The sequence below is a fragment of the Paraburkholderia sp. PGU19 genome (genome assembly GCF_013426915.1).
Taxonomy (GTDB): Bacteria; Pseudomonadota; Gammaproteobacteria; order Burkholderiales; family Burkholderiaceae; genus Paraburkholderia.
Map to the genome: position 1 here is coordinate 1662684 of NZ_AP023179.1, position 22332 is coordinate 1685015.

20 protein-coding genes are annotated in these 22332 nt (G+C 61.8%); 14 read left to right on the forward strand and 6 right to left on the reverse strand.

The genetic code is table 11. The features are described from left to right. Positions 1–18: 18 nt before the first annotated feature. The 7 genes from H1204_RS07680 (at position 19) to H1204_RS07710 (ending at position 8985) form a co-directional block, all read left to right on the forward strand. Positions 19–1053, forward strand: coding sequence for a Rieske 2Fe-2S domain-containing protein (locus H1204_RS07680; protein ID WP_243468573.1), 1035 nt, complete (start codon positions 19–21; stop codon positions 1051–1053). After that, positions 1050–2006: a PDR/VanB family oxidoreductase gene (locus H1204_RS07685; RefSeq protein WP_243468574.1), complete on the forward strand. Its 957-nt coding sequence runs from the start codon at positions 1050–1052 to the stop codon at positions 2004–2006. Before H1204_RS07680 ends, H1204_RS07685 begins: the two co-directional genes overlap by 4 nt. 64 nt (positions 2007–2070) lie before the next feature. Beyond that, positions 2071–2862, forward strand: coding sequence for a gamma-glutamyl-gamma-aminobutyrate hydrolase family protein (locus H1204_RS07690; protein ID WP_180730627.1), 792 nt, complete (start codon positions 2071–2073; stop codon positions 2860–2862). A 64-nt stretch (positions 2863–2926) separates the two neighbouring features. Continuing rightward, positions 2927–4426 carry an aldehyde dehydrogenase gene (locus tag H1204_RS07695; protein ID WP_180730628.1) on the forward strand — a complete coding sequence of 500 codons (1500 nt, stop codon included), beginning with the start codon at positions 2927–2929 and terminating at the stop codon, positions 4424–4426. 24 nt (positions 4427–4450) lie between these two features. Beyond that, on the forward strand, positions 4451–5587 hold the full coding sequence (locus H1204_RS07700) for a porin (protein ID WP_180730629.1): 1137 nt from the start codon (positions 4451–4453) through the stop codon (positions 5585–5587). A gap of 186 nt (positions 5588–5773) precedes the next feature. Next, positions 5774–6877, forward strand: a complete 1104-nt coding sequence (alr, locus tag H1204_RS07705; RefSeq protein ID WP_180730630.1) for an alanine racemase — start codon at positions 5774–5776, stop codon at positions 6875–6877. Positions 6878–7851: 974 nt separating this feature from the next. After that, complete coding sequence (locus tag H1204_RS07710) at positions 7852–8985, forward strand: IS701 family transposase (protein WP_180730631.1); 1134 nt, start codon at positions 7852–7854, stop codon at positions 8983–8985. A 429-nt stretch (positions 8986–9414) separates the two neighbouring features. On the opposite strand, the gene H1204_RS07715 is transcribed toward H1204_RS07710, so the two are convergent. The 3 genes from H1204_RS07715 to H1204_RS07725 are packed head-to-tail and all read right to left on the reverse strand — an operon-like array spanning position 9415 to position 12680. Then, complete coding sequence (locus H1204_RS07715; protein ID WP_180730632.1) at positions 9415–9951, reverse strand: GNAT family N-acetyltransferase; 537 nt, start codon at positions 9949–9951, stop codon at positions 9415–9417. Positions 9952–9976: 25 nt separating this feature from the next. Beyond that, the gene (locus H1204_RS07720; RefSeq protein ID WP_180730633.1) at positions 9977–11452 is read right to left on the reverse strand and encodes a UdgX family uracil-DNA binding protein; all 1476 of its coding nucleotides are present in this window, start codon (positions 11450–11452) and stop codon (positions 9977–9979) included. Between the two features lie 16 nt (positions 11453–11468). After that, a complete protein-coding gene (locus tag H1204_RS07725; protein ID WP_180730634.1) occupies positions 11469–12680 on the reverse strand; it encodes a putative DNA modification/repair radical SAM protein in 1212 nt (403 codons plus the stop codon). 257 nt (positions 12681–12937) lie between these two features. Here H1204_RS07725 and H1204_RS51180 point away from each other — a divergent pair, with 257 nt between their 5' ends. Together H1204_RS51180 and H1204_RS51185 are read left to right on the forward strand one after the other, a co-directional pair. Next, entirely contained in the window at positions 12938–13468 is a 531-nt protein-coding gene (locus tag H1204_RS51180) for a tetratricopeptide repeat protein (protein ID WP_243468575.1), read from the forward strand. A gap of 43 nt (positions 13469–13511) precedes the next feature. Beyond that, positions 13512–14480 (forward strand): glycosyltransferase family 9 protein, encoded by a 969-nt coding sequence (locus H1204_RS51185; RefSeq protein ID WP_243468576.1) that lies wholly within the window; start codon positions 13512–13514, stop codon positions 14478–14480. A 64-nt stretch (positions 14481–14544) separates the two neighbouring features. Here the strand turns inward: H1204_RS51185 and H1204_RS07735 are convergent, their stop codons facing one another. Continuing rightward, positions 14545–15885, reverse strand: a complete 1341-nt coding sequence (locus H1204_RS07735) for an APC family permease (protein WP_180730635.1) — start codon at positions 15883–15885, stop codon at positions 14545–14547. A 157-nt stretch (positions 15886–16042) separates the two neighbouring features. Continuing rightward, complete coding sequence (locus H1204_RS07740; protein WP_180730636.1) at positions 16043–16888, reverse strand: carbon-nitrogen hydrolase family protein; 846 nt, start codon at positions 16886–16888, stop codon at positions 16043–16045. A 185-nt stretch (positions 16889–17073) separates the two neighbouring features. Here H1204_RS07740 and H1204_RS07745 point away from each other — a divergent pair, with 185 nt between their 5' ends. Then, complete coding sequence (locus H1204_RS07745; RefSeq protein ID WP_180730637.1) at positions 17074–17892, forward strand: helix-turn-helix transcriptional regulator; 819 nt, start codon at positions 17074–17076, stop codon at positions 17890–17892. A gap of 107 nt (positions 17893–17999) precedes the next feature. Here the strand turns inward: H1204_RS07745 and H1204_RS07750 are convergent, their stop codons facing one another. Further along, positions 18000–18668, reverse strand: a complete 669-nt coding sequence (locus H1204_RS07750; RefSeq protein WP_180730638.1) for a glycine zipper 2TM domain-containing protein — start codon at positions 18666–18668, stop codon at positions 18000–18002. 578 nt (positions 18669–19246) lie between these two features. Here H1204_RS07750 and H1204_RS07755 point away from each other — a divergent pair. The 4 genes from H1204_RS07755 (at position 19247) to H1204_RS07770 (ending at position 22298) form a co-directional block, all read left to right on the forward strand. Continuing rightward, entirely contained in the window at positions 19247–19648 is a 402-nt protein-coding gene (locus H1204_RS07755; RefSeq protein WP_180730899.1) for a DnaJ family domain-containing protein, read from the forward strand. Beyond that, positions 19632–20312, forward strand: coding sequence for a tRNA adenosine(34) deaminase TadA (gene tadA / locus H1204_RS07760; protein ID WP_180730639.1), 681 nt, complete (start codon positions 19632–19634; stop codon positions 20310–20312). Before H1204_RS07755 ends, tadA begins: the two co-directional genes overlap by 17 nt. 13 nt (positions 20313–20325) lie before the next feature. After that, a complete protein-coding gene (gene ldcA / locus H1204_RS07765) occupies positions 20326–21252 on the forward strand; it encodes a muramoyltetrapeptide carboxypeptidase (RefSeq protein ID WP_180730640.1) in 927 nt (308 codons plus the stop codon). 329 nt (positions 21253–21581) lie between these two features. Then, a complete protein-coding gene (locus tag H1204_RS07770; protein ID WP_180730641.1) occupies positions 21582–22298 on the forward strand; it encodes a GntR family transcriptional regulator in 717 nt (238 codons plus the stop codon). Positions 22299–22332: the final 34 nt, after the last annotated feature.

A 22332-nucleotide genomic window follows, 5' to 3' on the forward strand; every position in this document is an offset into this window, starting at 1 on the left:
TTAGCGTTAGAGGTTTCTATGTCCCCGCAATTTCCACTCCGCTCTCAAGCCGAACTGGCGATGCGCCGTCAATGGTTCCCCGTCGCCCGTTCCGTCGATCTGACGATACCGCAAAGCGCGACGCTGCTTGGCCAGCGCCTCGTCGTGTATCGCACGGAGTCGGGCAAGGCCGTCGTGCAGGATGCACGCTGCCCGCATCGCGGCGCAGATTTCGCGCTCGGCAAGGTGCATGGCGAGAACATCGCCTGTCCGTATCACGGCTGGCAGTTCTCGGCGGAGAACGGCAAGTGCACGCATGTGCCGTCGCTCGAAGATCAATGCAAGATTCCGCCGCAGGCCGCGATTCGCACGTATCCGGTGATCGAGCGCTTCGCACATGTGTGGACCGTGCTCGAAGAACCTGTCGAAGCACTGTACGACCCGACGCAGTGGCGCGAACTCGAACTCGACTGGCTGGCGGCAACGCCGCTCGAATCGCCGACGGGCGTCGCCGTCGCGATCGAGAACTTCCGTGACGTCGCACATTTTCCGTTCGTGCATGAAGTGTCGATGGGTCCGTCGAAGCATGTGGTCGAGCCGTTGAAAGTGAAGCGCGAAGGGCTCGACGTCTGGATGGAGCGCAAGCTCGATGCCGGCGAAGGCGACTGGGCCAACGATGGCGACTGCATGATGTTCTATCACTGCGCGGCGCCTGGCCTCGCATCGATCACCTACGACTACGAGAAGCTCGGCAAGCGCATCGTGGCGGGCTTCCCGTCGCCCGTCGCGTATGACCAGGTGCGCATCTTCTGGGGCGTGGCGAACGAGCGCAGCTATCGCGGCGCGGACCTGGAGGAATGTCTGCGCGTCGAAGAGATGGTGTATCTGGAAGACATGCCGATTGCAGCGGGCATCCAGCCGCGCGAGATCGACTGGGACGGCACGTATGTCGAGCATTCCGTGCCCGCCGATCTGTTCACGCTGAACTATCGGCGCGCCTTCCGCGAGTTCATGGAACGCGCGAAGCAGCCGGTGTCGTCCGTCATGCTGCAAGCGAAGGCGGAGGCGGTATGAACGCGCGCAACACGGCGTTCGATGTGCAGATCACTGGCATGCGCATCGAAGCGGAAGGTGTGGTTTCGCTGGAACTGCAAATGCCGGACCGCTCGGCGTTGCCTGCGTGGACAGCAGGTTCTCATATCGATCTCGTGTTGCCGTCGGGTCTGACGCGTCAGTATTCGCTTTGCGGCGAGCCTGGCGATGCGCAGCGCTTGCGCATCGCCGTGTTGCTCGAACCGAACAGTCGCGGCGGCTCGCGAGAAGTGCACGGGCTGCGTCTTGGCCAGCAGGTGACGATTCGCGGACCGCGTAACGCATTCGAATTGCAGCCCGCGGATTTCTTCCTGTTCGTTGCGGGTGGCATTGGCATTACACCGATTCTGCCGATGATCCACACCGCGCGGCGCGTGAATGCCATGTGGCATTTGCTGTATGGCGGACGCTCGCGGGCTTCGATGGCGTTCGTTCCGGAACTGGAGCGTCTCGGACGCGAGCATGTCGAGATCCGGCCCGCAGATGAAACGGGTCTGCTCGATCTCGACGCCATCATGGCGAAGGCGGCGGAGGGCGTGCAGGTTTATAGCTGCGGTCCCGCCGCGTTGCTCGATGCGCTCACTGAACGCTTTGCGTCGGCGGGGTTGAGTGAGCGTCTGCATATCGAACGATTCAGCGCTGCGCCTGCTGCTGCGCCAGTTGCCGGCACCACGTTGCGTGTGATTCTTGCGCGCAGCGGCACGACCGTCGACGTGCCGCACGATTGCTCGGTCATGCAGGCGCTGCGGGATGCAGGCCACGACGTGCCATCGTCGTGTGAGCAGGGCGTGTGCGGGATGTGCGAAACGCGCGTGCTGGAAGGCACGCCCGATCACCGCGACATGCTGCTGACCGGGAGCGAGCGGCAACGCAATAACGTAATGATGGTATGCGTGTCGCGTGCGTTGACGCCCACTATTACGCTCGACATGTAGGCGCGTTACGGACGGCGTCGATTGTCGCAATGAAATCGGCTGAATCAACCCCGATAAATTAGTTATGCAAAGCAATATTATTGTTGGTGTAACCGCCGATCGAACGAAGATCGGCTTGCATTGGTCACATGCCGTCGGCGAGAAATACATCGATCCGGTTGTCGACGGTTGCAACGCGCTTGCTGTGGTGTTGCCAGTGCTCGGCGATCGGCAGTCGATCGACGCGGTGCTTGCTTGTGTCGATGGCCTGCTGTTCACGGGAAGCTATTCGAATGTCGAGCCGCATCGCTATGGAGGCGCAGCAAGCGCGCCGGGCACGCTCCATGATCCACATCGCGATGACACCACGCTGCCGCTGATGCAAGCGGCCATCGAACGCGGCGTGCCGGTGCTTGCCATTTGCCGTGGCTTTCAGGAGATGAGCGTCGTGTTCGGCGGAACGCTGCATCAGGCCGTTCACGCTGTCCCCGGCCTGCTCGACCACCGCGAAAACAAGGCCGATCCGATCGAAACGCAATATGGCCCCGCGCATTCGTTGCGTATCGGAAAGGGCGGCGTATTGCATGCGTGCAGCGGCTTGACGGAAGCACGCGTGAATTCACTGCACGGCCAGGGCGTCGAGCGGCTGGGCGACGGGCTGAGAGTCGAAGCCGTGGCGCCGGATGGTCTGATCGAAGCGTTCAGTGTCGCGTCGTCGCGCGCGTTCGCGCTGGGCGTGCAATGGCATCCCGAATGGCAGCACGCGGACAACCCGCTATCGACAGCGATCTTTCGCGCATTCGGCACGGCGTGTCGCCAAAGGCGGCGAGCGAAAGATGCGGCGCTCGATGCGGACGCGCTGTTCGAGAAGGCATGAATGCGATGGAACTGCGCGTACTGCTGCGATTGACAACCGAAACAAAGATGGGATGGTTCTTTGCATGGAAACGCAAAACAAAGACTTGAAGTACTGGCGGTCGCGCCGCGCGACGCTGGAGATCGAAGGGCGCGCGTTTATTGACGGGACGTACCGGGAAGCGCAAAGCCATCACACGTTTGACTGCATAAGCCCGATTGACGGCACTTTGCTCGCCCGAATCGCTGCATGCGGCGAAGCGGATGTCAACGATGCAGTTTGCGCCGCCCGCCGTGCCTTCGATTCAAACGGATGGGCAGGTTTGAATCCGCGCGCCCGCAAGGCGATCATGTTGCGGTGGGCCGCGTTGATCCGCGAACACGCTGACGAACTCGCGTTGCTCGAAACGCTCGACGCAGGCAAGCCGATCGCCGATACGATCACCGTCGATGTGCCGGGCGCCGCGTACTGCATCGAATGGTTTGCGGAAGCGATCGACAAGTTCGGCGGCGAAGTCGCTCCGGCGGATCATCACCTCGTCGGTCTCGTCACACGCGAACCCATCGGCGTCGTTGCCGCTGTGGTGCCGTGGAATTTCCCGCTGCTGATGGCGGTATGGAAGTTTGCGCCTGCGTTGGCAGCCGGCAACAGCGTCGTGCTCAAACCCTCCGAGAAGTCGCCTTTGACAGCGATTCGCGTCGCGCAGCTTGCGCTTGAAGCTGGCATTCCGCCGGGCGTGTTCAATGTGCTGCCGGGCGCTGGCGACGCGGGCAAGGCACTCGCATTGCATCGCGACGTGGACTGCATCGCGTTCACGGGTTCGACTCCGGTGGGCAAGCTGATCACGCAGTACGCGGGTGAGTCCAATCTCAAACGCGTGTGGCTCGAACTCGGCGGCAAGTCGCCGAACATCGTATTGCCCGATTGTCCCGATCTGGACCGTGCGGCGAAGACGGCAGCAAGCGCGATCTTCTACAACATGGGCGAGATGTGCACGGCGGGCTCGCGGCTGCTGGTGCATCGGGATATCAAGGAAGCATTTCTCGACAGGCTGATCGATGCGTCGCGTCGCTATGTGCCTGGCAATCCGCTCGATCCTGCAACAGCGATGGGCGCCATCATCGATCGGACACAACTCGACCGCGTCCTTGGCTATGTCGAAACCGGGCGGCACGAGGCAGCACTGCTCGCGGGCGGGTCGCGCGTGGAAGTGATCGACGGCGGCTTCTATCTCGAACCGACCATCTTCGACACGCGCGATGGCGATGCGCTGATCGCACGCGAAGAGATTTTCGGGCCGGTGCTGTCCGTCATCACGTTCGACTCTATCGACGAAGCCGTGCGCATTGCGAATGCAAGCGACTATGGGTTAGCCGCCGCTGTCTGGACAGAAGATCTGACCACTGCACACGACGTGTCACGCAGACTGCGGGCGGGGACCGTCTGGGTCAACTGCTACGACGAAGGTGGCGACATGAACTTCCCATTCGGCGGCTATCGGCAGTCGGGCAATGGCCGAGACAAATCGTTGCACGCGCTCGGGAAATACACCGAACTCAAATCGACGTTGATCCGTCTGCGTTAATTCAAACTCCTGGAGAGAAGTGACATGAATGCCAAGATAGCTCTGGCAGTGGGACTGCTGTTCGCGTCAGCCGCCGCATATTCGCAAAGCACTGTCACGCTGTTTGGCGTGCTGGACGAAGGCATTAACCTCACCAGCAATGCGGGCGGGCACAAGGCATGGCAGACGTCGAGTGTCGATATCGCGACGAGCCGTTGGGGGCTCAAGGGAGGCGAAGACCTGGGCGGCGGCCTGCATGCGATCTTCGACCTCGAAAGCGGCTTCACGCTGGATAACGGCAGTGCCTATTACAGCGGCCGCTTGTTCGGTTATCAGTCGTATGTTGGCCTGCAATCCGATACGCTCGGCACACTCACATTCGGGCGGCAGTTCGATTCCGTGACTGATGTCATCGGTTTGACAACGGCGAATGGTTATTGGGGCGGCTATCTGTTCTCACATCCGCTCGACAACGACAATACCGATGCGACGTTTCACGCTAACAACTCGGTCAAATTCACCAGCAATGAATACGGCGGCTTCTCGGCCACGGCACTGTACGGATTCAGTAATCAGGCAGGCGCGTTCGCAGGCAATCGCATGGTAAGCGCGGGCCTCAAGTACAGCTATTCGACCTTCACGATTGGTGCCGTTTATGAAGACCTGTCGAATCCGGGCAGGACATCGACGGGAGCCATCGCTTCCGACGACGCGAATTTCGTTGCGGCCAACCAGAAGATCTATGGAGTCGGCGCGAGCTACGGAGTAGGGCCCGTAACGCTTGGAGCCGTCTATACGCATGTGAACGTGCAGCAGCCGACTTCGACGGTGTATCTCGGCGATCTCGGCTTGAGCAATGCGGGCTTGCGTTTCGACAACCTGGAATTCAACGTGAAGTACGACATTCGACCCGATGTGTCCATTGGTGGCATGTACACGTACACGATGGCGCATCTGAAGCATGAGGGCGTCGAGAATGCGCTGCACTGGAACCAGGTCGGATTGATGGCGCAATATCTGTTGTCCAAGCGCACGAGCGTCTATACGCAACTGGTGTATCAGAAGCTGAGTGGGGGCAATACGGGCACGCCGCTCGATACGGCGTTCATTCCCGGTGCGGCAGGCCCATCATCGAATTCACATCAGGCGGTAGCGCGCATTGGCATGACGCATTCCTTTTAGACTCCGTCCGGGGCACGGAGGTGCGCATGCCTCAAGGGACGCTGTCCGATGCCCAGGCTATACGACCAAAAATTCACGCAAATACATTAACAAACACTGCGGAATGATCGATACGATGGTGCACTTTTCTGTTTGCAGTCACCGATAGCCGTGCACGCCTTGACGCGTGCCGGTCAGGGAGAATTCATGCCTCGTCCGATTTCCGCCCGCATCCATCTCGATGCTGTCCGTCACAACCTGCGGCTGGTCAAGCGCACGGCGGCTCAGTCGCGCGTGTGGGCCGTGATCAAAGCGAATGGTTATGGTCACGGTATTGAGCGCATCTTTCCGGCGCTTGCAGAAGCGGACGGTATCGCATTGCTCGATCTCGATGAAGCCGTGCGCGTGCGGGAGCGCGGCTGGACAAAACCCGTGCTGTTGCTAGAAGGTATTTTCGAACCCGCCGATGCAGAGATTGCGGACCGGTATCGTCTGAACGTCACCGTTCACTGCAACGAACAACTCGATTTGCTGACGTCCGCGATACCGCGCGAGCGTATCGACATTCAGTTGAAGATGAACTCTGGTATGAACCGGCTCGGGTTCAGGCCGCAGGAGTTCAAGCGTGCATGGGAGCGCGCGTCGGCTATCCCGGCGATTGGCTCGATCGGATTGATGAGTCACTTCGCGAATGCCGACGATGGAGAAATCGACTGGCAGATCGACGAATTCGATGCAGCTACGCGCGATCTGCCCGGCACGCGTTCGCTATCGAACTCGGCTGCCGTGTTGTGGCATCCGCGGGCACACCGCGACTGGGTCCGGCCCGGCACGATTCTTTATGGCGCGTCACCAACAGGTTGCGCACGTCATATCGAGGGTTCACTGCTGCGCGCCGCGATGACGCTCGAAAGCCGGATCATCGGCGTGCAGACGCTTACTGCGGGTGAGACAATCGGTTATGGGCGTAGCTTTATGGCGGATCGCTCGATCAAGATCGGCGTGGTCGCATGCGGCTACGCGGACGGCTATCCGCGTCATGCGCTGGCGGGCACACCCGTGATGGTCGATGGCGTACGCACCCGCATCGTCGGGCGCGTTTCGATGGACATGCTTACCGTCGATCTCACGCCGTGCCCCGCAGCGGATGTCGGTTCACCGGTAGAACTGTGGGGCGAGCAGGTCAGGGTCGACGAAGTGGCCGAGCCATCGAATACGATCGGCTACGAGTTAATGTGCGCACTTGCGCGCCGTGTGCCGGTGAGCATCGAGGCAGGCATTTGGGATGAAATAGCAGGCCATCCTGCTTGATCGCCTGATCTCTAAATGCCTCGATGCGACATAGGGGGAGTAGGTATCACTTTGCGGATCCGGGTACTCGACTGATCCAACTCGCGAAGATTGCCGACAGTGCGGTGACATAACTGCCATCCTGCTTTGGATTGCCTCCTGGCTAACGGCAAACCAACCACGATAGTCCGCCTGTTCTCGCGGCTACAACCTGGATGATCCCGGATATGGACGTCCGAAGCACATCGGGAGCGGCCATTGACGTCGTGCCAGTTTGATTGGCCGGTGAGGGTCGAGAGTACTCATTCGCGGAGGAGGACCCAGGCGTCAACGACGGCGGCCGGGCGAATGGCCGATCAGCAACAAGTAGCCGACTTCCCATGACCGCATAGGCCGACAGGCGGCAGCCAACCCTGGATGAGCGACTGGCCGTTAGACTTTGGAAGCGGTCGTAGTGTTCGCGGCGAGCCGAACGCCGGCATTGGGGGCGTCGAGAGTCAGGGAGAGGAAGGCTGGCCAACATCGGCGCACTCAAGATGAGCGATGGGATCCGCGCGGTCGCACGCTCACAGGCGACGGCAGGCGGGCGCGGCGGCCAGGTGGCGTCGGTAATGTGTGTAAGCTTGCTACGGGAGCGCGCTGGATCAAAAAGGAAACACTCCGGCAGGCGGGGGGCGAGGGCGATTTTTTTCAGTACACCTCCGGTGACGGTATACCTGACGGTATCGGATCCACAGGCATTCGAAAAAGCCTTTAAATTCAATGATGCTCAAAGGCAAAAAATAATAGAGTGGGAGTGATCGGACGTCTGGACGTACTGAAACTACAAGCTTCAAAAGCCCGCGTCAGCGGGCTTTTTTTCGCCGTGATGCTTCGCGGCGGCAAATCGTGGAGATTCGAGTTATCGATCGTATCGTTGTGCGTTCTTGCCTAGCACTACAGCCGTAGTTATTTTTCCTATACTAAGTTAGTACTACTACTTTGTATAGGACACTATGAAAGAGATTGCAAAAGCATGGGAACATGAACTGGATAAATTGCATGGGAGACTGGCTGGCCTGTTCAGGCGTGCTGAACCGCGACAGCGATCGCTAGCCTATCTAAAAGGTTTGCTGGGCTCAGTCGAGCGCAAAAACGGCTGGCAGCTCGCAGAATGGATCGGCGAAGCCACACCCGATGGCGTGCAGCACCTTCTCGAGCGGGCACAGTGGGATCCTGACGCAGCTCGCAACATCCTTCGTGACTACGTCGTTGAACAACTCGGTGAGCGTGATGCCGTGCTGATCGTTGATGAGACGGGTTTCGTCAAGAAGGGTGAACACTCTGCCGGTGTACAGCGCCAATACAGTGGTACGGCAGGCCGCATCGAGAATAGCCAGATTGGTGTGTTCCTATGCTACGCAGGCAATGGGGCTAGCGCATTTATTGACCGGGAACTGTATATGCCCCAGTCGTGGATCGATGATCGTCCTCGTTGTCGGGCAGCGGGCGTCCCCGACAACGTGGGCTTCGCAACCAAGCCGCAGCTCGCGCGCCGGATGCTTGAACGGGCGTTGGATTCGGGAGTACCCTGCGGATGGGTCACCGGCGATGAGGTGTATGGCGGTGACCGTCCCTTGCGGCTGTGGCTCGAGTCGCGCGCACAACCATTCGTGCTGGCGGTCAAGAAGAGCGAACCTCTGTGGTGGCAAGGCCCGACTTATGTGCGCCCCGACAAGATTGCGCAAGCCTTGCCACCACAGGCCTGGCGCCGCCTTTCGGCCGGAATCGGCGCAAAAGGTGAGCGACTGTATGACTGGGCACTTACGCCGTTATGGCGTCTGCAACTGAGCGCCGAGGAGCGTCGCTTTGGGCATTACCTGCTGGTGCGACGTAGTCTCGACGAGACCCGCGAACACGCATATTACGTCGTCTACGCACCCCGCACCAAGGTTACCCGTCAGACGCTGGTCAACGTCGCCGGCAGGCGATGGGAAATTGAGGTGGGATTCGAGGCCACAAAGGGCGAATGCGGCCTTGATCAATATGAGGTGCGTCGCTGGCAGGGCTGGTACCGTCACATCACGCTGGCATTGCTGGCGCACGCGGTGCTCGCTGCCTTGAGGGGACAGGCCAAAAAAAACAGCTGAAGGTTCGCTGCCATTCAGCGTTCAGGAGATCCGCCGGCTACTGTGTCGACTGATCTGGCGAACGCTCCACTCCATTGAGCATGTAATGTCGTGGTCAAACTGGCGGCGTCAACATCAGTACCGTGCTCAGCAGTGCCATTACCGAAGACGGGGAGGTACGCCCCCGGCCTACCTACGGCTGTAGTACTAGCTCTTCGATATCAACGGATGCTGCGAGAAATGCGCCGCAACGCGGCTTGTCCACGAAACGAAGCCACTGGCTGAACTGGCTGAGAAGGAAGTAGACGAACATGATGCGCTGTCAATGAAGAGGTGGTCACAGGCGCAATCCATATCGTGTTGAGTGGCGCTCTGTTGATGCTTCAAGAATAGGGACGCGTGGGAGTGGTGGACATAGGACAAGGACGAATTTTGAGATAGCGACTGCGGCTATACCTTCTCCAGCACATACGTCGCCGCCAGCGTCCCGTAGTAGGGCTGCAAACCGACACTCCGCATCCCGAGCCGCTTCATCACCTTGATCGATCTTTCATTCGACGGATGCGTCGTTGCATAAACAGCAGCGAGGCCAAGCTCGTCAAACGCGAATCCGATCATCGCGCGAGCCGCTTCCGTCGCGTAGCCGTGTCCCCAGTGATCGCGTTTCAAGCGCCAGCCGACTTCCACAGGATTGCCCGGTTCGTTTTCGATGTGCTGCACGCAGCCCGCGCCGATGATCTCGCCGCTGTCGTGCCTGATGAACGACCACCACGAAAAGCCGAACCGTTCCCAACGCGCCTTCGCTGTATCGATGCTCTGATGCACTTCCGTTGGTGTTGTGGGCGACCCGTCGCCGAGAAATTGCATCACGACGGGATCGGAGTTGAGCGCGAGTAGTCCCGCGAAGTGCGCCTCGTCGAACGGTTCGAGGCGTAGCCGCGGGTCTGGAGCGTGGTTCGCATGGCATCTGTCCTTTGAACCTGTCAATGCTGGCGCATGCCTCGCCGAAACACTAGCGCGTTGCGCGCTGTCGTTCCCGCTCGGTGTCAGCCAGATCACGCGCCCGCGCCAGCGCGGAAACGATCGCATCCAGCACGCGCTCGCGCGTCTCGTCATTCTCCTGCCGCAACGCGAACGACGGGTGATACGTGGCGATCACCTGCATACCGTCGACATCGATTGGCCGGTCGATCCAATCGCGCAAACTGACTTTCTCGTGCAGTAGCGCATTCAACGCAGTCGCGCCCAACGTGACGACGACGGCAGGCTTCAGGCGCTCCAGTTCGCGTTCGAGCCAGTAGCCGCACGCGTCGATTTCCTGCTGCGCCGCTGTCTTGTGGAGGCGCCGCTTGCCGCGCAGCATCCATTTGAAGTGCTTGACGGCGTTGGTTAGATAGACATGGTCGCGCCGCAACCCCGCGCGCTCGATCGCAACATCGAGCAATCGGCCCGCTGGTCCGACGAACGGCTTGCCAGCGAGATCTTCCTGATCGCCGGGCTGTTCGCCGATCAGCATGATGCGCGCATCGTCGGGACCGATGCCATCGACGGCCTGAGTCGCGTGCCGCCACAACTCGCAGCGCCGGCATGCATCCAGAGATGACGGCTGCTGACGCGCCGGTTGCGCGCTGTGCGCATCAACAGTCACGCTCTTGCCGCCCAGTACGCCGACGCCGCGCGCCTGCGCGATACGTTGCGCGCCGCTTTTCGCTTCGCTGATCATCGACGGAATCAGGTTGCCTTCGGGCAAGCCTTTCCAGAAACGCACGGGCATGTGCTGTTCGAGCGCCGTCTCGTTCAGGCGCGCGGGGTTGAACGTGCTGCGGTAGTAGGCGAGCCAGAGCGCTTCGGCTTCGTCGCCGGTGTGCTTGCAACGGTCGCTGGATAAAGCCACGCGGCGTTCGAGCCGCAATGCGCTGCCGTCCCACCATGCTGCGCTATCGGGCGTCGAGATGAGCCACGTCGAGCGGCCCATGCGGCGTGCAAAATGCTCGGCCGACCACGCGAGCACATCGTGCTCCGGCTCGTACCACGCGACGTACTCGGGCAAATCGGGCTCTGGTGCATCGTTGCCGGGCTCGCGCAGTCGGAACCGTACATACGCGATCATGTCGTGCTTCGCGCGTCGCACGGCCTTGGCCATCTTGTACAGGCGCGCGCCGTCGCAATCGGCGGCGGACGCGACTGAGCGGTCGCCGTCATGCCATCGCCAGAGCACGCGGTAGAGGAACGCCCAACGTGCCGTGTCGCGATAGAGCGCCGCGTCCTTCAGCAGTTCGCCGAGTTCGCGGGAAATGCGCACTTTGGCGGGAGTCGCTGTCGCAAGCGACGCACGCGCGTGATCGTCGAACAACGCGGGCGTGGTTGCGCGATCGTCATCGCCAATGACGCACCAGTCGATATCCTCAGGCGCAATGCGGTTCGCAAGCGCCTGTAGCGCGGCTTCGCGCCACGCCGCATAGCTGTCGTCGATCGAGATGACCCGCATGCCTTCGCGTCCAGTGTCAAAGCAGCGACAACTGCGTCGGTGGCGGCGTCAGCGCGTGTCGTAAGCGCTGCGTCGATACGTCGGCGTGTGCAGGGCGATAGTCGGCTGTCACGACGAACGGCCGCGTCTTGTCCATCGAACACCGCAACTGCACGAGATCCTGATAGCGGATGCGCCGCGAGCGCCGCAGCGCCACCAGACGCTTTGCGTTGCGCATGCCGATGCCCGGCACGCGCGCGATCATGCGTACGTTGGCGCGATTCAGGTCGACGGGAAAACTCTCCCGATGATTCAGCGCCCACGCGAGTTTTGGATCGATATCGAGCGCGAGATTGCCGGGCGTGGCGAACAGTTCGTCGACGCGAAAGCCGTAGCCGCGAAGCAGAAAATCCGCTTGATACAAACGATGCTCGCGCAACAGCGGCGGCGCCTTGGCGGGCAGCGCGGTCGGACTGTCGGGAATCGGGCTGAACGCGGAGTAGTAGACGCGCTTGAGCCGGTACGAGCCGTACAGCGTTTCGGCTGTTTGGAGGATCGTGCTGTCGCTGGTGTCGTCCGCGCCGACGATCATCTGCGTGCTTTGCCCCGCAGGCGAGAAGCGCGGCGCTTTCGCGTCGCTCTCGGCTTCGTCGCTGGCGAGCCGGATCGAGCCCATCGCGAGGCGGATCGTGCGCGCGCTTTTCTCGGGCGCGAGCCGTTCCAGGCTGATTTCGGTCGGCAGTTCGATATTGACGCTCAGGCGATCCGCGTAACGGCCCGCTTGCGCGATCAGTTCCGGATCGGCATCGGAAATGGTTTTCAGATGGATATAGCCGCGAAATAGATGTTCTTCGCGCAACGACTGCGCGACGCGCACCAGTTGTTCCATCGTATAGTTCGACGAGCGGATCACGCCGGAACTGAGAAACAGACCGTCGATGTAATTGCGTCGATAAAAGTCGAGCGTGAGGCTCACGACTTCCTCGGGCGTGAAACGCGCGCGCGGCACGTTGCTCGTGCGCCGGTTCACGCAATACTGACAGTCGTACAGACAGAAGTTGGTCAGCAGGATTTTCAGCAGGGACACGCAGCGGCCGTCAGGTGTGAAGCTGTGGCAGATGCCCGCGCCCGTGCTCGCGCCGAGACCGTCCGCGCCGCGCGAACTGCGCTGTGGCGCGCCGCTGCTCGCACACGACGCGTCGTACTTGGCGGCGTCGGCGACTATTTCGAGCTTTTTGAGCAGTTCCATGGCAGACGGCGATACTGTATATATGTACAGTATTCTACGCCGTCGCGTGTCGTCCACAAGGCACGTATCGACGCAAACGCGGCGGCTGTCCCGGATTTGTCCTATTTTTCAGTGGATAAGCGGAACAACGGCGACGTCTGCCTTCACACAACTTCACAGCTCGCCGGCGGCGCAGTGCCATCATTGCTGCCCCCGAGCCGAATCGACGTATCGACGGTTCGAAGCCTCAGTTTTGTCGCGGTGAAGGACATGATCGAATGACATCCCAGCCAGATATCGACCAGCGGTACGCGGCAGCCGAGCAAGCCTTCTTCGCGGGCGACCACGACGCGGCGCGCGCGCATCTGGACGCCGTCCTGCAAGCGCGGCCCGAGCACGCCGCTGCGCTCCATCTGCGCGGCCTCGTTGCGCTCGAAGCGAAAGAGCCGGGCGGCGCGGCGCACTGGATCGAGCAGGCGCTGCGCGTGCGGCCCGATGCCATTTTCTACAACAGCTTGAGCGTCGTGCAGATTCGGTCGGGCGCGCTCGCCGAGGGCGCGGCGAGCGCGCAACGCGGCCTCGATCTCGCGCGCAGCGAGCCGTCCATGTCGATCGATACATCGATTCTCGCCTTCAATCTGGGCGTCGCGCTGCAACTGAACGACGACATCGAAGCGGCAGAGCACGCGTATCGCAGCGTGATCGCGGCGAACCCGGCGCACTCCGGCGCGCACAACAACCTCGGGCTCGTGCTGAACGCGCTCGGCGACGTCGAAGCGGCCATCGTGCATCACCGGGCGCGCGTATGAACTCGATCCGTCCAATCTCGAAGCGCGCAGCAATATCGGCCATATGATGCTCGCGGCCGGGCGATACGAAGAAGCGTGGCCGCATTTCGAATACCGCTGGGCGGCGCTCGGCAACAATCGCGGCGAGCGCGGTGCGCGGCCGGCTGAATGGCCCGTGCCGCAGTGGCTGGGTGAAACTTCGCCGAAACGGGACGCGCGGCTGTTCATCGTGTACGAGCAGGGACTCGGCGATGCGTTGCAGTTCAGCCGTTTCTTCCCGCTCGCGCTCGACCATTTCGCGACGATCGGCTTCAACTGCCCGAAGCCGCTGCGGCGGCTCTTCGAGGATTCGTTTGGCGAGCGTTATCCGCAGTTGCGACTGCTGGACGATGTGCCCTCCGACTGGAGCGAATGGGACTGTTATTCGCCGATGCTCTCCCTGCCGATGGCGCTCGAAATCGGCCTGCAAAATCTCGATTCGGCGCCGTCGCGCTATCTGCGCGCCGATCCGCAGCGCGCCGCATATTGGCGCGCGCGTCTCGCGGCTGTCGCGCCGCAACGCGTGCCACGCATCGGCATCGTGTGGGCGGGCGGCAGGATCAACGCGCATATGGACAGGATGCGCAGCATCGCGCCCGCACAGATCGAGCGTCTGCTCGCGTGGCCGCTCGCGCAGTGGATCAGCTTGCAGAAAGCGGACGATGCGTCGAAGGAACTCGCTGCCGCCCAGCGTCCGAACCTGACCGACTGGATGACCGAGATCACGGATTTCGCCGACACGGCGGCGCTCGTCGAGCCACTCGATCTGGTGATCGCCGTCGATACGTCGGTTGCGCATCTCGCTGCGGCGATGGGTAAGCGCGTGTGGCTGCTCAATCGCTACGCGGGATGCTGGCGGTGGCTGCGCGAGCGCACGGATAGCCCGTGGTATCCGGGCATGCGGATCTTCAATCAGTCGGAGCGCGGCAACTGGGTCGACGCGCTGTCGAATTTGATCGCAGCGCTGGAAGCGGAATTTCCGGCGCGCGCATAAAAGGCAACACGCAAAGCAAAACGCGGCGCATACAATGCGCCGCGTTTTTTCGAACGCTATCCGTTCAGATCGCCACTTCAGGCGGCGCCTGGCGGAACAGGCGCGTGATCCAGCACAGATACGCGATACCCAGCACGAACCACACCGCGCCGAGCACGAGCGCCGTCTTTTCGAGGCTCGCGAGCAGCCAGATATCGGCCACTGCGCCGATCAGCGGAAACACCAGCCCGCCGAGCAGGCCGATCTTGCGGTCGCCATGATTACCCGACAGATACACGCGAATCACGCACAGGTTGACGGCAGTGAACGCGAGGAACGCGCCGAAGTTGATGAACGACGTCGACGTGGCCACATCGAGCTTCAGCGCGATCAGCCCGACGATGCCCGCAATCGCGATATTGATCGCCGGCGTCTTGAAGCGCGGATGGATGTAGCCGAAAAAGCGCTTCGGCAGAATTTCATCGCGGCCCATCGCGTACAGCAAGCGGCCGACGCTCGCCTGCGCCGAGATGCCCGACGCGAACTGCGCGAGGATCAGACCCGCGAGAAACACGGTCACGAAAATATCGCCGCCGATCATTTTCGCGACCTCGAACGCGGCCGAGTCCGTGTCCTTGAACTCGACACCGGGGTGCGCCAGCTGCATCGTGTACGCGGCGATCACGAAGATCGCGCCGCCGATCAGCGCAATCAGCAGGATCGCGCGCGGCATGTTCTTCTTGGGATCGATGGTTTCTTCCGTCAGCGTCGACACGGCATCGAAGCCGAGATACGAATACGCGGCAATCGCGGCGCCCGCCATCGTCGCGCCGAGCGGCACATGCGGCTTGAAGAACGGCTCGGCCATCGCGATGCCGCCAGGACCCGCTGCCGCCGACGCATAGTGCCAGCACAGCGCGACGAACATCGCGACGATCGCCAGTTGCACGACCATCAGCACGATGTTGAAGCGCGCCGCGAGTTCGATCCCGACGATGTTCAGGCCGCTAGTCAGCACGATGAACGCGACGATCCAGATCCACGACGGCACATGCGGAAACGCCGCGTTCAGATACGCAGCGCCGATCAGCCAGATCACCATCGGCAGGAAGAAATAGTCGAGCAGCGTCGCCCAGCCGATCAGGAAGCCCAGGTGCGCGTTGAAGGTTTTGCGCGTGTACGTGTACGCCGAGCCGGCGACGGGGAAAAGCCGCGCGAGCTTGCCATAGCTGAGCGCCGTAAAGGCGATCGCGATCAGCGCGAGCAGATAGGCGAGGGCGGCTGTGTCATCGCTGGCTTTGGCGAGCACGCCGTAGGTGCCGTAGACGATCAGCGGCGCCATGTAGGCGAGACCGAACAGCAGCACGGACGGCAAGCCGAGCGTGCGCTTCAGGTGCGACGGTTCATGGGATGACGACGCTTGCATGATTTCTCCTAAAGCCAGGCCGAGAGCGATGGCCGATATGGATGTCTTCTGGATGCCTTATGGTGCCTATGGCTGGCATTTCGACGGGCGTGGGCGCACCCGCGCAGGGCGCGCTCGGCCCCGTGCGGTGCATCCCGGACAGACTGCTGGAAAGCGTTTAGTCGGTGCGGCGGCGGCGCGCTTCGACCATCAGCGCGCGATGACCATTCGACTGTTCGACGGGCACGAGGCCGAGCGGCACGCGTGCGTCGTGCAGATAGTTGTAGTGCTCGCGGCTCGCTTCGAGCCGGTTGAAGTCAATGGTCGCCTTCGTCACCGTTTCTTCGCCGCCCAGTTCGAGCACCGTCTCGCCGAACGGATCGATCAGCGCGGAGAGGCCGGGGAAGGTCAGGTTGTCGTCGCCTGAACCGCAGCGGTTCACCATCAGCGCGAACATCTGGTTTTCCATTGCGCGTGCCGTGATCGCGCGTCGATGCACGGGGCCGAACGGGTCCATGTTGCCGTTGGTGACGATCAGCAGATCGGCGTCGAGCGCGGCGATGGCGCGCGCCGATTCGGGGAATTCGATGTCGTAGCAGATCAGCAGGCCCACGGTGAGGCCGTTCCACATGCAGGTTTCGAAGCGGTCGCCAGGCGTGAACACGCCCACATCCGATGCCCACAGATGCGTCTTGCGATAGCGCAGCGCGATGTCGCCGCGTTCGTCGACGAGCACCGTCGTGTTGTAGAACTGGTTGCCGTCGCGTTCGGCGAGGCCCACTGCAACGGCGACGCCCTTTTGCCGGGCGGCGTCGCGCACGGTGGTCAACGCGGGGCCATCGAGCGTCTGCGCGACGTCGGCGATGTTCTCGCGCGTCGGAAAGCCCGATAGCGTGGTTTCGGGGAACACGATCAGTTTCGTGCCGCCCGTTACGTCGGCATGTCCGATCGTCTCGATGACCTTGCGCGTGTTGTGCGCGACGTCGCTGTCGATCAGCGCGAGTTGCGCCAGTTCAACCTGCATGGTGTTGCCTCCTTCCAGATGCCTTTCAGCGGTGCGCGGTGTGCGTTGCGCATCCGTATTGCCTGCGATTCTTGTGCCGCGCGGAACAGTGCGTACGTCGCCCGCTCCTCGTATTGAGGCGGATTATCAGGGTATTATTTTTGTCCTGAAATTACCCACGAGGGTTACCCTCACCGGAGGACACGATGGACTTCGAATGGCGAGATCTCGCTTTTCATCGGGAGATCGGCTCGGCCATCGACGCCCTCGATGGTCCGCATTTCTGGGCGCGCCTGACGCGTGTGCTCGAAAGGCATGTCGGTTTCGACAGCTGGGTCGCGTTGCGCTTCAAGCGCGATGCCGCGCCGCTCGTGCTCGCCGAGCAGGCCATGCCAGACGGCAAGATCGACCTGATGTTCCAGGATTATCTGGCCGCGCTCTATCAGCTCGATCCGTTCTATCTCGCCGCGTTCGAAACGCAGGCGTCGGGCTTCTATACGCTCGCCGACGTCGCGCCCGACAACTTCCGGATGACCGAGTACTACCAGCGTTACTTCAAGAAGAACATCGTCGGCGACGAGGTGCATTTCAATGTCGTGATCGATCGCGATCATACGATGGGCTTTTCGCTCGGCAAGACGAGCCGCTACGACGAGCGCGAGATCGCGTTGTTCACGCTGTATTCGCCGTGGGTGCTCGCGTTGATGCAGCAGCGCTTGCGTTTCGAGAAATTCGTTGGGGAGGAAGAGCCGCGCGCAGCCGGAAACGATGATGCCGATCTGCATGCGCGCTTCGGCATGCTGACGGGCAAGAACGGGCGCGGCGCGTTGACAGCGCGCGAGATCGAAGTGGCGATGCTGTCGCTGAGCGGGTTTTCGTCGCGCGCAATCGCGGAGAAGCTGTCGATCTCGTTCGAAACGGTTCGCGCGCACAAGAAGCATATCTATGCAAAGCTCGGCGTCGGATCGCAGTCCGAACTGTTCGCGATGTTTTATGAGCCGGGGAGAACGGTCGAGCCGGAGTGAGGTTTGGCGCGCTGCTTCGATTGCTTGTGATCGAAGCAGCGCGCGGCGCAGGGTGCTAGCACGGCGAGCGGGCGTCGAGTTCGTGGCCTGGTGATGGCTTAAGCGGCTTAATAGCGGTCGAGCCGGTTGCCCGCAACACGCACGCGATCGCCGGGATGCAGGTCGCCGGGCGAGCCGACATCGAATGCGCGCACCGAGCCGTCGTTCAGTTGCACCGAAATCCGATAGCCGCCCGGCGACGACGCGCCCGCCTGCTGACCCAACTGGTTGCCCGCGACGGCGCCGCCCAGCACGCCGATCGCAGTCGCCGCGTCGCGTCCATGGCCGCGCCCGAACTGGTTGCCGATCACGCCGCCGACAACCGCACCGATCACGGTGCCTGCAACTCCGCCCGCCGTCACGGCGCCTGGATTCGCAAGCGGCTGGATCGACGAAACTACGCCGTATTGCTCGCCATATCCATAGCCCTGCTGCGGCTGCTGATAAGCCTGGTTGTCTTGCTCATCGGGCTGATCGTAGCCGGGTTGTTGATACTGCGGCTGCTGCGCATACGGCTGCTGATAAGGCTGTTGATACTGCGGCTGCTGCGCGTAGCCGGGCTGCGCATAGACGGGTTGCGCCGGTTGTGCGTAGGCCGGTTGCGTGGCGTAGGTCGAGCCATAGCTCGCGCCGTACGGCGAATTGCCAGGGACAACGCAGCCTGCGAGCGGCAGCGTAACGCAGAGCGCGATCAACGTCGTTCGAACGAGAGGGCGAGCAAAACGGGTGTGGGTCATGTTACGTGATTGTCGTGATGCCACGAGGTGTGGACCGCGACGAGTATAGGGAAACGCGCATCGCTAGTGATGCGCGCGCCGCGTAACAGTGTGTAAATTGCGCGTCCGATAAAAACGCCTGGTGAAACAGTGACGCGCGGGCGGGAACCGGGTGGGAAAAACGATTGAGAGAAGCGAGGAAGTCAGAAGCGAAAACCGGTACCGATGCCACAATTGCCGCCAACTCCGCCGCTGCCCCCGCCGATGTTGCAAAACACGCCGCAGCCAGACAGCGCGAGCGACAGTGCGATGCCTGTTACAAGCACCCTGACGAACGAGACGACGCGGCGGCGATTTGCGCCCGGCATCCGCGAACTGCGTGTGGCGGCACCCTTCGGGCAAATTGAGACGATGGCGGGAGTGAAAATTCGATGGGACATGACGGAGCCGGAAGCGCTGAAAAACCGACAACCATATCTGAGCCTGGAATGCCAGCCCATACGACTAATCCTAAACCTGGGTGTGTCCTCTAGGCGTCAGACAAATCCATTTCGCAGCGTCCTGATAAAATGCCGGAGCCGCAACGTAGTGGACTGCAAATGAAATTGCTTGATGCACTTGTCGAACAACGGATTGCCGCCGCGGCTGCGCGCGGCGAGTTCGATGATTTGCCGGGAACCGGCGCGCCGCAGGTTCTCGATGACGACGCCCTGGTGCCCGAGGAAGTTCGAGTAGCGAACCGCATTCTGAAGAATGCGGGCTTCGTACCGCCCGCCGTCGAACAATTACGGGCGCTGCGCGACCTGCAGAACGAGCTGGATGCCGTCAGCGACCGTAGCAGCCGCTGCCGCCTGCAAGCGAAGATGCTGGCCCTCGATATGGCACTGGAATCGCTGCGCGGCGGGCCGCTCGTGATGCCGCGCGAGTACTGCCGCCGGATCGCGGAGCGCCTGTACGAGCGCGTCGCGGACGAGCCGGCCGCCGATGCGGGGCCGGCGTGAACCCGGCGTCGATCCGGCTGTTTTGCCGTCTGTCGACTCCGATTTGTCTGACGTTTCGACGGTCTCTTCCTGCTCGGGCGTCAGCGTCGCGAACGAGACGAACGCTACGCCTGAACCCGCCCCCATTACCGAACGCGATCGCCGCTTCATGGCGCTCGCGCAGGCTGCCGCCGAAGAGGCGCGCACCGCTGGCGAGGTGCCGGTCGGCGCGGTGCTGGTCTGTGGCGACGAAGTGATTGCGACGGGCTTCAATCATCCGATCGGCGGTCACGATCCTTCGGCGCACGCCGAAATGGCCGCGCTGCGCGCCGCCGCGCAAAAGCTCGAAAATTACCGGCTGCCGGGTTGCGAACTCTATGTGACGCTGGAGCCTTGCCTGATGTGCGCGGGCGCGATCATGCACGCGCGCATCGCACGCGTCGTGTTCGGCGCGCGCGATCCGAAGACGGGTGCGTGCGGCAGCGTCGTCGATGCGTTCGCGAATCCGCAACTGAACCATCACACGACAGTGACGGGCGGCGTGCTCGAAGAGGAGTGCGGCGCTGCGTTGCGCTCGTTTTTTGCCGACCGCCGGCGCGCCGCGCGGGAAGCGCGCGCGGCAGCCGCATTGAACAACGCGTCGGATGCGGCCGATCCGCGTCCGGACACCAATCAGACCCACTGACTTGCCACTTCATATGGCCAAGCACCGCACCATCGAACTGATCGCGCCTTCCGGCTATCCGCACGATCCGAACGCGGTTCATCTCGCGCTGAAGCGCTTGCGTGCGCAAGGGCATCACGTGGAGAACGTCAACGCGACGCAGCGGCGCTATCAGCGGTTCGCCGGCACGGATGGCGAGCGCGCGGCGGAACTCAATCGCCTCGCGGATCCATCGCGCGAACTGCCGGATATCGTGCTCGCCGTGCGCGGCGGCTACGGCGCAGTGCGCATCCTGCACGGGCTCGACTATCGCGGCCTGCAGCGCCGCCTGGGCGACCAGCCGATCGCCTTCTGCGGACACAGCGATTTCACGGCGCTGCAGCTTGCGTTGCTGTCGCAGGCGAATGTGAAGACCTTCGGCGGCCCGATGCTCGCCGTCGATTTCGGTGCCGAAAGCGTCAGCGATTTCACGATGAAGCATTTCTGGAACGCGCTGACTTCGGAAACGTTCACGATTTCCAGCACGGCTCCCCAACCGCAAACCGTCGACGTGACGGGCACGCTGTGGGGCGGCAATCTGGCCGTGATCGCATCGCTGGTCGGCTCGCCGTACATGCCGCCTGTGGAAGGCGGCATCCTGTTCGTCGAGGACGTGAACGAGCAACCGTTCCGGATCGAGCGGCTGATCTATCAACTGCATCTGGCGGGCATTCTTGAGCGTCAACAGGCGCTCGTGCTGGGCGATTTCTCGGGCGGCAAGCCTTTCGACTACGACAACGGCTACGATCTGCGCGCGATGATCGAGCAGGTGAGGTCGGTGATCGGAATTCCGATCGTAACGGGGCTGCAGTTCGGCCATATCCCCGATATGGTGACGCTGCCCGTCGGCGCGGAAGCGCGTCTCGTTGCGGGCGCGCGTGGGTTCAAGCTGACCGTTTCAGGGTATCCCGTGCTCGAATGACGGGTGCGTTCTCGTTTCATATCCGGCGAAGGCGAGGCAACTCGCCTTTGTTTTTGAGCGTCTAATGCAACTAACTGTCTGATTCGTTTGTTGCATCCCAGTCTGGGTACGTCACCGTACAGCCCGATTTTGTTGACAAAATAGTCTGCAAGGCAGCTGTCGATCGAACCGCGCGTATGCCCTGAAATCAAGTACTGGTAAGGTTTTCGGTGCGTTTGGGTTAGTTTTGAGCACGTCAGTCCAAACCAGAATTGTCGTAAATCCACTCTCAAAATTGTTGACAATATTTATGTCCGTCCTAAGATGGACCACATAACAGCACGCCCATCATGTCCGAGACACTCAACGCCACCGCGAGCAGCACGAAACCCGAAGCGATCGCCGAGCGCATTCGCGCCGCGATCCTCGAGCATCGGCTCGCGCCTGGCGCGAAATTGACGGAAGCCCAGTTGTGCGAAGTATTCGGCGTCAAGCGCGGACCGATCCGTCAGGCGCTGGCTCTGTTGTCCACCGACCGTCTCGTCGATCTGGAGCCGAACCGTGGCGCGTTTGTCGCGAGTCCGTCGCTGCAGGAAGTGCATGAAGTGTTCGAGATGCGCCGGATCATCGAACTGGCCGTCGTCGACAAGATTTGCGCGAGCCAGGGCTCGCGGCGGTTGAAGAACATCGGCGGGATGATCGCCCGGGAGCGCAAGGCGTTCGAATCGCGCGACTTTCCGGCGTGGATCAGGCTGTCGGGCGAATTCCATACGGAGCTTGCGTCATTGACGGGCAACACGGTGCTGTGCGATTGCCTGAACGGACTGGTCGCGCGCTCGACGCTGATCTCGGCGCTGTACGAATCGCTGGGCCGCAGCCCGTGCTCGTTCGAAGACCACGAAGCGATTCTCGCCGCGCTCGACGCCGGCGATGCAAAGACAGCAGGCGCGCTGATGTCGCGTCACTTGCAGAGCGTCGAGTTGAAGATGCTGGATCGGCCGGCTAGCGGTGGGACCGATCTGCACGAAGTGTTCGGCATGCGCGCGCCCAGGGCCGCAGCCGGCTGACGATTGTCGAAAGTGCAAGCCTGACGCATGCCCG

Bases quoted from the DNA above. Each gene is read 5' to 3' on its own strand.
- H1204_RS07755 (WP_180730899.1), top strand. From the start codon at position 19,247: ATGAAATTGCTTGATGCACTTGTCGAACAACGGATTGCCGCCGCGGCT.
- alr (WP_180730630.1), top strand. From the start codon at position 5,774: ATGCCTCGTCCGATTTCCGCCCGCATCCATCTCGATGCTGTCCGTCAC.
- H1204_RS07680 (WP_243468573.1), top strand. From the start codon at position 19: ATGTCCCCGCAATTTCCACTCCGCTCTCAAGCCGAACTGGCGATGCGC.
- H1204_RS07750 (WP_180730638.1), bottom strand. From the start codon at position 18,668: ATGACCCACACCCGTTTTGCTCGCCCTCTCGTTCGAACGACGTTGATC.
- H1204_RS07745 (WP_180730637.1), top strand. From the start codon at position 17,074: ATGGACTTCGAATGGCGAGATCTCGCTTTTCATCGGGAGATCGGCTCG.
- H1204_RS07700 (WP_180730629.1), top strand. From the start codon at position 4,451: ATGAATGCCAAGATAGCTCTGGCAGTGGGACTGCTGTTCGCGTCAGCC.
- H1204_RS07720 (WP_180730633.1), bottom strand. From the start codon at position 11,452: ATGCGGGTCATCTCGATCGACGACAGCTATGCGGCGTGGCGCGAAGCC.
- H1204_RS51180 (WP_243468575.1), top strand. From the start codon at position 12,938: ATGACATCCCAGCCAGATATCGACCAGCGGTACGCGGCAGCCGAGCAA.
- H1204_RS07725 (WP_180730634.1), bottom strand. From the start codon at position 12,680: ATGGAACTGCTCAAAAAGCTCGAAATAGTCGCCGACGCCGCCAAGTAC.
- H1204_RS07740 (WP_180730636.1), bottom strand. From the start codon at position 16,888: ATGCAGGTTGAACTGGCGCAACTCGCGCTGATCGACAGCGACGTCGCG.
- tadA (WP_180730639.1), top strand. From the start codon at position 19,632: ATGCGGGGCCGGCGTGAACCCGGCGTCGATCCGGCTGTTTTGCCGTCT.
- H1204_RS07710 (WP_180730631.1), top strand. From the start codon at position 7,852: ATGAAAGAGATTGCAAAAGCATGGGAACATGAACTGGATAAATTGCAT.
- H1204_RS51185 (WP_243468576.1), top strand. From the start codon at position 13,512: ATGATGCTCGCGGCCGGGCGATACGAAGAAGCGTGGCCGCATTTCGAA.
- ldcA (WP_180730640.1), top strand. From the start codon at position 20,326: ATGGCCAAGCACCGCACCATCGAACTGATCGCGCCTTCCGGCTATCCG.
- H1204_RS07685 (WP_243468574.1), top strand. From the start codon at position 1,050: ATGAACGCGCGCAACACGGCGTTCGATGTGCAGATCACTGGCATGCGC.
- H1204_RS07695 (WP_180730628.1), top strand. From the start codon at position 2,927: ATGGAAACGCAAAACAAAGACTTGAAGTACTGGCGGTCGCGCCGCGCG.
- H1204_RS07770 (WP_180730641.1), top strand. From the start codon at position 21,582: ATGTCCGAGACACTCAACGCCACCGCGAGCAGCACGAAACCCGAAGCG.
- H1204_RS07735 (WP_180730635.1), bottom strand. From the start codon at position 15,885: ATGCAAGCGTCGTCATCCCATGAACCGTCGCACCTGAAGCGCACGCTC.
- H1204_RS07690 (WP_180730627.1), top strand. From the start codon at position 2,071: ATGCAAAGCAATATTATTGTTGGTGTAACCGCCGATCGAACGAAGATC.